The sequence below is a fragment of the Acinetobacter higginsii genome (assembly GCF_000369525.1).
Taxonomy (GTDB): Bacteria; Pseudomonadota; Gammaproteobacteria; order Pseudomonadales; family Moraxellaceae; genus Acinetobacter; species Acinetobacter higginsii.
Genome location: NZ_KB850072.1, coordinates 1659634 through 1671151 on the forward strand (window position 1 = coordinate 1659634; position 11518 = coordinate 1671151).

12 protein-coding genes are annotated in these 11518 nt (G+C 40.4%); 9 read left to right on the forward strand and 3 right to left on the reverse strand.

Translation table 11 applies throughout. The annotated features are described in order from the left end of the window. Positions 1-125: 125 nt before the first annotated feature. The 8 genes from F902_RS13985 (at position 126) to F902_RS14020 (ending at position 7143) form a co-directional block, all read left to right on the forward strand. Entirely contained in the window at positions 126-1061 is a 936-nt protein-coding gene (locus tag F902_RS13985) for an ABC transporter ATP-binding protein (RefSeq protein ID WP_005204396.1), read from the forward strand. Next, the gene (locus F902_RS13990; protein ID WP_004654025.1) at positions 1058-1831 is read left to right on the forward strand and encodes an ABC transporter permease; all 774 of its coding nucleotides are present in this window, start codon (positions 1058-1060) and stop codon (positions 1829-1831) included. The genes F902_RS13985 and F902_RS13990 overlap by 4 nt, the downstream gene beginning before the upstream one ends. Beyond that, positions 1828-2643, forward strand: a complete 816-nt coding sequence (gene queF / locus F902_RS13995; protein ID WP_005204397.1) for an NADPH-dependent 7-cyano-7-deazaguanine reductase QueF — start codon at positions 1828-1830, stop codon at positions 2641-2643. Before F902_RS13990 ends, queF begins: the two co-directional genes overlap by 4 nt. A 33-nt stretch (positions 2644-2676) precedes the next feature. After that, the gene (locus tag F902_RS14000) at positions 2677-3336 is read left to right on the forward strand and encodes a hypothetical protein (RefSeq protein WP_005204398.1); all 660 of its coding nucleotides are present in this window, start codon (positions 2677-2679) and stop codon (positions 3334-3336) included. A gap of 154 nt (positions 3337-3490) precedes the next feature. After that, the gene (rodA, locus tag F902_RS14005; protein ID WP_004806385.1) at positions 3491-4633 is read left to right on the forward strand and encodes a rod shape-determining protein RodA; all 1143 of its coding nucleotides are present in this window, start codon (positions 3491-3493) and stop codon (positions 4631-4633) included. A 19-nt stretch (positions 4634-4652) separates the two neighbouring features. Next, on the forward strand, positions 4653-5654 hold the full coding sequence (gene mltB / locus F902_RS14010) for a lytic murein transglycosylase B (protein WP_005204399.1): 1002 nt from the start codon (positions 4653-4655) through the stop codon (positions 5652-5654). A 289-nt stretch (positions 5655-5943) separates the two neighbouring features. Beyond that, positions 5944-6555, forward strand: coding sequence for a septal ring lytic transglycosylase RlpA family protein (locus tag F902_RS14015; RefSeq protein WP_005204400.1), 612 nt, complete (start codon positions 5944-5946; stop codon positions 6553-6555). A 135-nt stretch (positions 6556-6690) separates the two neighbouring features. After that, on the forward strand, positions 6691-7143 hold the full coding sequence (locus tag F902_RS14020; RefSeq protein WP_005204402.1) for an Mpo1 family 2-hydroxy fatty acid dioxygenase: 453 nt from the start codon (positions 6691-6693) through the stop codon (positions 7141-7143). Between the two features lie 40 nt (positions 7144-7183). Here F902_RS14020 and F902_RS14025 read toward each other — a convergent pair whose 3' ends face one another. Then, a complete protein-coding gene (locus F902_RS14025; RefSeq protein ID WP_005204404.1) occupies positions 7184-7651 on the reverse strand; it encodes a DUF3465 domain-containing protein in 468 nt (155 codons plus the stop codon). 79 nt (positions 7652-7730) lie between these two features. Further along, entirely contained in the window at positions 7731-9146 is a 1416-nt protein-coding gene (gene sthA, locus F902_RS14030) for a Si-specific NAD(P)(+) transhydrogenase (RefSeq protein WP_004806376.1), read from the reverse strand. A 189-nt stretch (positions 9147-9335) separates the two neighbouring features. Between sthA and lipA the strand changes: the two genes are divergently transcribed. Then, entirely contained in the window at positions 9336-10349 is a 1014-nt protein-coding gene (lipA, locus tag F902_RS14035) for a lipoyl synthase (RefSeq protein WP_016539771.1), read from the forward strand. A 60-nt stretch (positions 10350-10409) separates the two neighbouring features. Here the strand turns inward: lipA and F902_RS14040 are convergent, their stop codons facing one another. Then, entirely contained in the window at positions 10410-11516 is a 1107-nt protein-coding gene (locus F902_RS14040; RefSeq protein ID WP_004806370.1) for a beta-ketoacyl-ACP synthase III, read from the reverse strand. Positions 11517-11518 lie beyond the last annotated feature (2 nt).

Sequence of the window (11518 nt, forward strand, 5' to 3'; positions counted from 1 at the left end):
TTCGCTATACCCTCTTATTTTTTATAATCGTTCTGTTTTTAACACGCCATAAACCTATTTTTCTACTTGGTTTATTTTTTCATATCGCTCAAAATACCCGTTCTATTTAACAACGTGAGACGTTTATGACTGATGCTTTGGTGTTGAGCGGTTTGTCCAAAACTTATCGTAATGGTTTTCAGGCGTTAAAAGGGATCGACCTTACCGTACCTGAAGGTGAATTCTATGCATTATTAGGACCTAATGGTGCAGGAAAATCGACAACGATTGGTATCATCAGCTCTTTAACCAAAAAAACATCTGGTTCAGTTGAGATTTTTGGGCATAACTTAGATACCCATCCCTCACATGCAAAACAATGTCTTGGTGTTGTTCCTCAAGAATTTAACTTTGGTCAATTCGAAAAAACTTTCGATATTTTAGTGACCCAAGCGGGTTATTACGGCATTCCGAAAAAATTGGCCGAACAACGTGCTGAACATTATTTAGAAAAGCTTGGCTTATGGGAAAAACGTAATATTCAATCGCGTATGCTCTCTGGTGGTATGAAACGCCGTTTGATGATTGCACGTGCGATGATGCATGAACCTAAACTGCTGATCCTCGATGAACCGACAGCTGGCGTTGATATTGAGTTACGTCGTTCGATGTGGGACTTCCTCACCGAAATGAATGAAAATGGCACATCCATCATTCTCACAACACACTATTTAGAAGAAGCAGAAATGCTGTGCCGTCGCATCGCAATCATTGACCGCGGTGTGATTAAAGAAGATACCTCGATGAAAGGTTTCCTTAATCAACTGAATGAAGAATCGTTTATCTGTGATTTAGCCGAGCCAATCGAAACTTTTGACCTGAATATTATCGGTTTTAAATTTAATCTGATTGATCCAGTTACCCTAGAAGTGACAATGGATAAAGCGCATAGCATGAATGACCTGTTCTTGCTGTTACAGTCACAGAATATCCAAGTCAGCAGTATGCGTAATAAATCGAATCGCTTAGAAGAATTGTTCGTGAAAATGGTCGAGAAAAATCTTGCAGGAGCGGATCAATGAATTTCAGTCAATTACAAACCGCGCTCTGGACTTTAGTGGTTAAAGAAATTCGTCGCTTTATGCGTATTTGGCCACAAACCTTACTTCCACCAGCAATTACCATGAGTTTGTACTTCGTGATTTTTGGCAACTTGGTCGGCTCACGTATAGGTGAAATGGGCGGCTTTAGCTATATGCAGTTTATTGTGCCCGGTTTAATTATGATGGCCGTGATCACCAACAGCTATGCTAACGTTTCCTCAAGTTTCTTTAGTGCCAAATTCCAGAAAAGTATTGAAGAACTCATTATGAGCCCAGTACCCTTACACTTAATCTTATGGGGTTATGTGATTGGTGGTGTTAGCCGTGGGGTGTTGGTCGGTTTAATCGTCACGATAATGAGCCTATTCTTTACTCACTTAGAAATTTATAATGTATTTGTGACTATATATACCGTCATCATTACTTCATTATTATTTTCATTAGGCGGTTTCATCAATGCGGTCTATGCCAAGTCCTTCGATGATATTTCAATTATCCCGACTTTCGTATTGACACCACTCACCTATTTAGGTGGTGTGTTCTATGCCATTAGTGCACTCAGTCCATTTTGGCAAAACGTCTCTTTAGTTAATCCAATTGTATATATGGTCAATGCCTTCCGTTACGGTATCTTAGGCCATAGTGATGTCAATGTATCCTTCTCTTTAGGCATTGTGACGCTATGCTGTGTTGTCCTCTATGCAATTGCCTATCATTTATTAGCTCGTGGTTCAGGAATGCGTGAATGAGTGTTGAACATTCTTTATTGGGTAAAGACACCCAATACCCAACTCAATATCAACCCGATGTTTTATTTCCGATTGCTCGTGCCGAGTCACGTCAACAGTATTTACATGTTGACGGAATTACGCAGGGTAAAGACTGGTGGCATGTATTTGAAATTTCATGGCTGAACAGCTTCGGTTTACCGCAAGTGGCTATTGGTCGTTTGACCCTACCAGCTCACTCACCCAATTTAATTGAATCAAAGTCACTTAAACTTTATTTCAACAGCATGAACTTCACCCAATTTGAGTCTCAGCAAGCCTTTGTTGAAACCGTTGAGCGTGATTTATCCAATGCTGCGGGTGCAAAAGTTGAATTACAACTGTTCCAAGTTGATGATTTAGAGATTTCTAAACCTAAAGGGATCTGTATTGACGATCTCATTCCTGAGCGTTTATCAGAACATCCTGATTCGACTTTATTGCAGTTAGATACATCTGTAGAAGATGAAGTTGAAATCGAGCTGTATTCACATTTATTGAGAAGCAACTGTCCAGTGACGGGTCAGCCCGACTGGGGCACGGTTTTTATTCGTTTGCAAGGTAAAAAACCTTGTTATCGCAGCATTTTAGCTTATATTATCTCGTACCGTCAGCATAATGGTTTCCATGAACAATGTGTTGAGCAAATATTTGCGGATATTTGGCAACTGTTAAAACCAGAAAAACTGATGGTCTATGCAACTTATACTCGCCGTGGGGGCTTGGATATTAACCCATGCCGAGTATCAGATTTGTCATGGATGCCCGAGCCAATTCGCTTGGCACGACAATAAAACGAATAAATTTGATATAGAGGACGTTCTTCAATGACCAGTTATTTCGGGATTCTTCCGTCAGCAAGTTTGAGTCAGGACATTCAACTTGCACAAGCCAACCGTGACAGTAAAGAGCCTCAATACCCTTTACGCGACAAAATTTCTCTACAGCTAACTGATGAGTTAATTGACACTATGTTGGTTCACTTGGTTCAACAATTTCCACCAAGTGACAAACGTGATACGACTGAAGGTCTTGCAATTAAAATTCGCGGCATTGTTGAAACCTTGATGAAGCAGCTATTAGGTAAAGCTTCAAATGAACAAGTGCTTGAATCATTAGCATTCATGGAAAAGAGCTTATTCATTGATAATGAAGGTAAGCAACGTATCGGTACTGTATTACCAGATAGCCTTGTTGCAGAGATGAAAAAGAGTTTTGCAGAAGTTGCTGCTGGAAACGGTAAAGAACAACGTGATGCTTTAACAAAGCAGTTTAAATCTTTTGCTGATGCCCTCATCCATCACTTTATGACTGAATTCAACAAAACACTTGGTCTGGGTATGGTGAAACGTGGCGTAGCCAGCGTTGCGACCAGTGGTGTAGAAACTGCTGTTCATATCGTGATTAAGAAATTGATTCCTAGCTTAAGCCAAGTGGAACTTGAAGTCTTTACCAAACACTTCGACCAACTTTTGGTACAAAAATAAGCCTAGAATGCTGAGAAAGCGACGATTGCCAAATCGTCGCTTTTTTTATGCCAAATTAATCTCTTATAAATGTCACAATTTCTAAATTTGCATTGTCTAAATCAGCGTTTATGTTAGCATTCGCGAAGCGTTGATTTACCTGATTTAGAATCGCATGTCTCCAAGCCCGCAATACAAATTTTTACGTCAAGCACCTCGTGATGGCTTGAGCACAGCCAATCAGCCTTCTCGTTGGCAACAACTGCATATCGACCCATGGCTTTGTCTATTTCTGATTCTCAATGCCATACTAGGGCTCACGGTCTTATATAGTGCATCTGCACAAGACGTTGGGCTTGTAAGTAAACAAGCCATGAGCTTTGGTATCGGTTTCGTGGTCATGTTTAGTTTGGCTCAGATCCCACCAAAAGTGTATCAAGCATTTTCTCCCTACTTTTATGTATTTGGAGTGCTGTCGCTGCTTGCAGTGGTGATTTTTGGTGAAGTTCGTATGGGTGCTCAGCGTTGGATTGACATCCCCGGCTTTGGTAGCGTGCAACCCAGTGAGTTTATGAAAATTGGTATGCCGATGATGGTAGCGTGGTTCTTGTCACGTAAAGCTCTGCCGCCAAGCTTCTCACAAGTCATTCTGTCTTTATTGCTGATTGTGGTGCCTTTTCTCCTCATTGCTGAACAACCCGACTTAGGCACCTCCTTATTGGTACTCGCCAGTGGGATTTTCGTGCTTTTCCTCAGTGGCTTATCATGGAAATTGATTGCAGGTGCAGCGGGTGTAGCAGGTGTCATTATTCCGATCGCATGGGAATTTTTACTACACGACTATCAGCGCCAACGTGTTTTGACTTTATTTAACCCAGAAGCTGATGCTCTAGGTACAGGTTGGAACATTATTCAGTCTAAAACTGCAATCGGTTCTGGTGGCTTTTCAGGTAAAGGCTTTTTAGAGGGAACTCAATCCCACTTACACTTTTTACCTGAAGGTCATACTGACTTTATTATTGCCGCCTATTCAGAAGAATTTGGCTTGATTGGCGTTACACTGCTGATTCTTCTCTATTGTGCAATTATTTTTAGAACATTCCAGATTGGCTTACAAAGCTTTCATAACTATGGTCGTTTGGTTGCTGGTGCCTTTGGTTTGTCATTTTTTGTTTATGTATTTGTAAATGCAGGCATGGTCAGTGGTATTTTACCTGTAGTAGGTGTGCCTTTGCCGTTCATGAGTTATGGCGGAACTGCAATTATTACCCTTATGTCAACTTTTGGACTGGTTATGTCTATTCATACACATCGATAATGAGGAATTTTATAAACTTATGTTTCTTCCTACTTTGAATAAAACTTTTAAATTTTTAACTTTAAGTGCTGGTTTATTCTTGAGCAGTAATTGGGCACAAGCAAATGAATTTTACAATCACCCCAATTACTTTGCTTTCAAACAAAAGGCAATGACAACCTACGGCTTAAGCAGCGAACAAATCGATGCTGCGATGAGCGGTGCGCGTAATTTACCTAATATTTTGAACATCATGACTCGCCCTGGTGAAAGTAAACCTTGGTATCAATATCGTTCAATGTTTTTAGTTGAAGGTACCATTCAACGTGGTGCACGTTTTAAAAGCCAATATGAAGACGTACTGAATCGTGCTGAACAGCAGTATGGTGTGCCTAAATCAGTGATTCTCGGCATTTTAGGTGTAGAAACGGGCTATGGTGCCAATAAAGGCTCTTTCATCACTAGAGACGCCTTAGCAACGCTTGCCTTTGGTTACCCTCGTCGTGCTGACTACTTTAGCGATGAATTGGCTGCATTAATTTCATGGACATATAAAGAAGGCTATCCAACCAACAGTATCGTGGGTTCTTATGCAGGTGCGATTGGTTACCCGCAATTCATGCCAAGCAATATTCAAAAATTAGGCGTGGATTACGATGGTAACGGACATATCGATTTAAGAAACTCTGCTGCTGATGCAATTGGTTCAATTGCCAACTATTTAGCTCAACACGGTTGGCAGCGAGATCGTCCAATTGGCTTCCCTGCTCGCTACTTAGGTAACAATCCAGATAGCGTGATTGCTAAAGATTTGACCCAGCCAGTTCCTTATGGTGAATTGAAAAAATTGGGAGTCGCACCAATTGACCCTTTGGTAAAAATTGATGATCTTGATTTAGTCAATGTTATTCAATTACAAGACCAATTTGGTCCAATTTACTATATTACTTATCCAAATTTCCAAGTCATTACGACCTACAACAAGAGTCGCATGTATGCAACTGCTGTATGGTTATTAGGCACCGAAGTAGCTAGCCGATAGGCTAGCTTTTTTACAACATTATGAAAAGTCAATAAATTTTTTATTAAAAAAGTACACTTAATCAGCAAAATTTATAAGTTGTTACAATATTGATTATTTTTTAATCAGAAACTGTAAGTTTTTGCCCTTTTTGTAACTATTTATCGTTAAGGACTAGACACACTTCGTAAGTGATGAATATTATCGCCGCAAGATAAAGTAATTGCAAAAGTGAATAATTAGACATGTGCACTATATTTCAAGGTGTTTTTATTGAAATAGAAAAGCATGTTCTCTAGGAGTTTATACAATGCAGTTTTCGCTAAAATATATTATAGCGCTGACGGCAGGCTTAAGTTTAAGCCCGTTACATGCTGAAATGGTACAGTCTTCATCATTAACCAATGATGTTGAAGGTTCTAACTTGGCTGCCCGCGTACTAAGCAAAGATTCTCAAAATTTTAATTCTCGTTTTTCAAACGTTAATAGTCTTTCAATCACTGAGAGTTCAGGTGACAAAGTACGTCGCCAAACGATCGCTGCTAAGATCGATATCCCAGCAGAAGAGCCTTCAGTGATTGAAAAACTGAATACTGTTGCTTCGAACACCGTTCGTAAATTCAGCCAAAGTGGCGTTGCATCATGGTATGGTCGTCAATTCCATGGTCGCAAAACAGCAAGCGGTGAAACATTCGATATGAATGCTATGACTGCTGCTCACCGTAGCCTTCCTTTGAACTGTTATATCCGTGTAACAAACAAAGACAATGGCAAAAGTGTTGTTGTAAAAGTTAACGATCGTGGTCCATTTCATGGTAACCGTGTATTAGATTTATCTTATGGCGCTGCAAAGCAACTTGGTATGTCTAGTTCAGGTACGGGCAATGTGAGCATTGAACGTGTTGATGGTCCTAATTCTTAATCATTAAGACCATAACTGAAAAGCCGCTTATTGCGGCTTTTTTATTTTTATCTATTACATTTGTTAATGCTTTACGCCCTATCCTATTCTTCGGTATATTGAATAAATAAAAATGAATACTGCAAGGAGCGCGCTGTGAAATCGATTGACGAATGGTTTGATGAATATAGTGACAGCCACCAAAACCAAACCAACAAAAAAATCCACTGGGTCTGTGTTCCTGCCATTCTATTTTCTATTATTGGGATTCTGGCGCACTTTAGCACCTTACTCACCGCGCTATTGCTAGTTTTAACTTTGGTGTTTTATGCACGTCTAGACATCGTACTTGCAATTGCAATGGCTGCTTTATTAGCCGTCATGGCATGGCTAATTGTAATCCTACCTGTGGGTGTTGGATTCTATATCGGTGTTTTTGTGATCGCGTGGATTGGACAATTTTATGGGCATAAAGTTGAGGGCAAGAAACCTTCATTCTTTAAAGATTTACAATTCCTTCTGATTGGCCCTGTATGGTGCATGGACGCTTATTTAGCTAAAGTCCTACCTAAATGGAAAATTCGTCAAAAATCAGCGCTTACAAGCTAATTTAGCGCACATCTTGCAAGCAACCAGCCAAGGGAAACTGTTATTGATAGATTTTCCCTTGGTATTTCAACCAACCATCGATGTGTTTTCCACGCGGATCATGATGAGTCCAATGAATGACACCACCTTTTTGGCTGTATTCATATTCACCAAAAAACTCAACTGTATCACCTTTTTTCAACCCTTCGACTCTTGGGGCTAAATCAATGTTGTGTGCGATCAATACTGTTAAACCATTCTTCAGTTTAAGAATCATTTTCTGATGTCTTGAACCCTCATTGTCATCTGGCAAAATCGCTTTCACAACACCTTGTGCTTGAACTTGCACATTACTTCGCTGCTGCTGATAGGCTTGCATGATCTTGTGCTGATCATCTACAGACATATTGTTATTTGTAGTCGGTGAATGACTATTTGTATTTTGTTTTTGCTTTAAATCAAAGCCAAAATAAGCTGCAATCAACACAATGATCGCAATAATGATCAGATTATTTTTTTGAGTTTTCATACTTACCTTTTATCAGACGCAAAATAGCAAAATGCCAATCGAATTGATTGGCATTTTGATCATACAACGTCTATCACATTTAGAATAGTCGATTCATACCATTCAAAGCCGCAACACGATAGGCTTCAGCCATGGTTGGATAGTTGAATGTCGTTTCTACGAAATACTTCAAGGTATTGTTTGGACTGTGCATCACCACTTGCCCAATGTGAATAATCTCTGCTGCATTGTTACCAAAACAGTGAATACCCAAGACTTCCAAAGTATCACGATTGAACAGAATCTTTAATTCACCCACAGTATCACCAGTAATCTGTGCACGTGCCAAATGACGGAAAGATGCTTGCCCCACTTCATATGGTACTTTCTCTTCAGTCAGTTCTTGCTCAGTCTTACCAATTGAAGAAATCTCTGGAATGGTATAAATACCTGTTGGTACATCACGGATTGGCTTCACATTCTTTTCGCCTACCATGTTTGCACCTGCGCAACGACCTTGGTCATACGCAGCTGACGCCAATGATGGCCAACCAATCACATCACCTGCAGCATAAATATTTTCAGCTTCAGTTTGATATTGATCATTCACCATCAATTGACCACGACCATTCGGTACTAAGCCCACATTTTCCAAGCCTAGACCATCGGTATTACCTGAACGGCCATTACACCATAAGATCGCATCTGCCTTGATCTTCTTACCGCTGAGTAAATGTAAGACCACATGATCATCAAAAGTTTCTAAACGATCAATTTGCTCATTGTGACGAATCAATACGCCTTGTTCACGTAAGTGATATGACAATGCATCGGCAATTTCATCATCAAGGTAGCTTAAAAGCTTTTGCTGGGTATTGATCAAATCAACTTTATGATCGAGTCCAATAAAAATAGAAGCGTATTCGCAACCAATTACGCCCGCACCATAAATGATGATTTTTTGGATAGAATAATCAAGATCAAGAATCTTGTCCGAATCAAATACGCGCGGATGATTGAAATCTAAACCTTTCGGTTGGTATGGACGGCTACCTGTTGCAATCACGATTTGCTTGCAAATAATGGTATCTTTGATGCCATCCTGACCAAAAATCAGTACGGTGTTTTTATCTTGGATATACGCGCGACCGTGGAAAACTTCGATTTTATTGCGATCATAAAAACGTGTATGCGTATCAACCTGCTGTTGAATGACTTTATGCGCATTACGTAGTACCTGTTTCATGGTGAATTGTTTCCACTCACCTACTTTTTGAAACATTGGGTCACGTTGATAACGAATAATACTTGAAACTGTTTGACGTAAAGCTTTACTTGGAATTGTGCCTACGTGTGCGCAGTTACCACCGAGTTGATCACGAACATCAACGATTGCAACACGCTTACCTGCTTTTGCAAGCTTCATTGCCGCGCCTTCACCAGCTGGGCCAGAACCGAGAATTACTGCATCATATTTGACAATATTCCCACCAACGACCTCTTTCTTACGTGGCATTCAAAGCTCCTTTGTCTCTTAACCGTTTTGCTATATATATGATAACCAATATGCAGCCAGATGATGTATTTCACAACTATATATTTTTATATATTTACATTTTCAAAATGAATACCACTTTTCATGCTTTATTACGGTAAATTTGACTATAATAACAGGATATCTCAAGTCAAAGGCTGTAGAAATTATATGTCTGAACACCGTAAACCTGAACAGGGTATAAAACTTCGTGGCGCGGAAAAAGTCGCGAGAATTCCTGTAAAAGTTATCCCTACGGTTGAAGTACCTCGCAAACCTGACTGGATTCGAGTCAAGATGACCGCTCCAGAAGAAGTTCAGCGTATCAAAACAACCTTGCGCTCGCAAAAACTGCATACCGTATGTGAAGAAGCGGCTTGCCCAAACCTACCAGAATGTTTCGGTGGTGGTACAGCAACCTTCATGATCATGGGTGATATCTGTACACGTCGCTGTCCATTCTGTGACGTTGCACATGGTCGCCCAAATGCTCTAGATCCAGATGAACCACGCCACATGGCAGAAACCATTTCCAATCTCGGCCTCAAATATGCCGTGATTACCTCGGTTGACCGTGACGACCTTTTGGATGGTGGTGCGCAACACTTCGTTGATTGTATCAAAGAAGCCCGTGCATTAAGCCCAAAAACCTTATTGGAAATTCTAGTACCTGACTTCCGTGGTCGTATGGATATTGCCTTACGCATCATGACTGAATGTCCGCCAGATGTATTCAACCACAACATTGAAACTGTGCCACGTTTGTATAAAGCGATGCGTCCAGGTTCTGATTATCAGCACTCTTTAACGCTGTTAAAAATGTTTAAAGAATACTGCCCTGATGTCCCAACCAAATGTGGTTTGATGGTCGGTATCGGTGAAACTGAAGAAGAAGTGATTGCCCTGCTCGATGACCTTAGAGCACATGATGTTGACTACATTACCATTGGTCAATATCTACAGCCATCTAAGCAACATGCGCCGATTGACCGCTTTGTAACGCCAGAAGAATTCGAGCGTTATGCTGAGCATGGTCGTAAACTTGGTTTTAGAAATATCTGGTCTGCACCAATGGTTCGCTCTAGCTACTTTGCTGATCGCCAATACCATGGTGAACCTGTTCCAGCAGTACGCCGTAAAGTCGATCCTGCCAAGAAAATTGCAGTTCAAGCGATTGAAGCTTAACTTTTAATGAGCAATAAAAAACACCACAATTGTGGTGTTTTTTATGATTAGAACAAAAGCTTAAGCAATATGCTTTTGTACTACAATCGAACCGACAGAATAACCAGCACCGAATGAAGAGATCACGGCATATTCACCATCATTGACCTGCTCACCAGTACGATGCATCGCAATAATCACACCTGCAGATGAGGTATTGGCAAACTCATCCAAAATGATCGGTGCACGCTCTAAATCAGCCTCTTTACCGACAACCAATTTCAAAATCAGTTCATTCATATTGGCATTAGCTTGGTGCAACCAGAAACGTTTGATTTGTTCAGCGCTTAATTCAAGTTTTTCCAATTGTGCGGTAATGATTTTCGCAACTAGTGGACAAACTTCTTTAAAGACTTTACGCCCATCTTGACGGAATAACTTGTCGTCAACAACTGCATCTTCACTACGGTTTAAGAAACCAAAATTGTTACGGATATTATTTGAGAACTGGGTAAACAAATGGATATCTAAGATTTCATAACCCGATTTGGTTTCAGTTTCTTCAATAATTGATGCTGTCGCAACATCACCAAAGATAAAGTGTGCATCACGTGTACGATAGTCTAAATGACCTGATGTAATTTCAACATTGAGCAAGAGCACACGACGTGCGCCACATTTCACTGCATCATAGGCTTGTTTCAAACCAAACGTTGCAGCAGAACATGCCACATTCATGTCATAGGCATAGCCTTGAATGCCTAATGCAGACTGGATTTCAATCGCAACTGCTGGGTAGGCACGTTGCATATTTGAACATGCCAAAATTACAACGTCGATATCTTCTGCGGTAACACCTGCATTTTCCATCGCCTGCTTAGCAGCAATAACACCCCACTCTGCTTGAAGTGAAAGTTCATCATTACTACGCTCTTGCAAGCGCGGACGTAAACGTGTCGGATCAAGAATACCTGATTTTTCGACCACATAACGGCGTTGAATACCCGATGCTTTCTCAATAAATTCAGGGCTTGAACCACGAAGTGCTTCAATTTCGCCAGCTTCAATTTGCGCTGCGTTATCTTGGTTATACTGTTCTACATAAGCATTTAAACTTTCAACCAACTCTTCATTGGAAATAGATTCGGTTGGGTGGAATAAACCTGTACCTGTTATACGGATGCCCATGT

What these genes read in the sequence shown, in the direction of transcription:
- F902_RS13990 (WP_004654025.1), top strand. Translation starts at nt 1,058, where the DNA reads ATGAATTTCAGTCAATTACAAACCGCGCTCTGGACTTTAGTGGTTAAA.
- lipA (WP_016539771.1), top strand. Translation starts at nt 9,336, where the DNA reads ATGTCTGAACACCGTAAACCTGAACAGGGTATAAAACTTCGTGGCGCG.
- F902_RS14040 (WP_004806370.1), bottom strand. Translation starts at nt 11,516, where the DNA reads ATGGGCATCCGTATAACAGGTACAGGTTTATTCCACCCAACCGAATCT.
- F902_RS14000 (WP_005204398.1), top strand. Translation starts at nt 2,677, where the DNA reads ATGACCAGTTATTTCGGGATTCTTCCGTCAGCAAGTTTGAGTCAGGAC.
- F902_RS13985 (WP_005204396.1), top strand. Translation starts at nt 126, where the DNA reads ATGACTGATGCTTTGGTGTTGAGCGGTTTGTCCAAAACTTATCGTAAT.
- queF (WP_005204397.1), top strand. Translation starts at nt 1,828, where the DNA reads ATGAGTGTTGAACATTCTTTATTGGGTAAAGACACCCAATACCCAACT.
- mltB (WP_005204399.1), top strand. Translation starts at nt 4,653, where the DNA reads ATGTTTCTTCCTACTTTGAATAAAACTTTTAAATTTTTAACTTTAAGT.
- rodA (WP_004806385.1), top strand. Translation starts at nt 3,491, where the DNA reads ATGTCTCCAAGCCCGCAATACAAATTTTTACGTCAAGCACCTCGTGAT.
- F902_RS14025 (WP_005204404.1), bottom strand. Translation starts at nt 7,651, where the DNA reads ATGAAAACTCAAAAAAATAATCTGATCATTATTGCGATCATTGTGTTG.
- sthA (WP_004806376.1), bottom strand. Translation starts at nt 9,146, where the DNA reads ATGCCACGTAAGAAAGAGGTCGTTGGTGGGAATATTGTCAAATATGAT.
- F902_RS14015 (WP_005204400.1), top strand. Translation starts at nt 5,944, where the DNA reads ATGCAGTTTTCGCTAAAATATATTATAGCGCTGACGGCAGGCTTAAGT.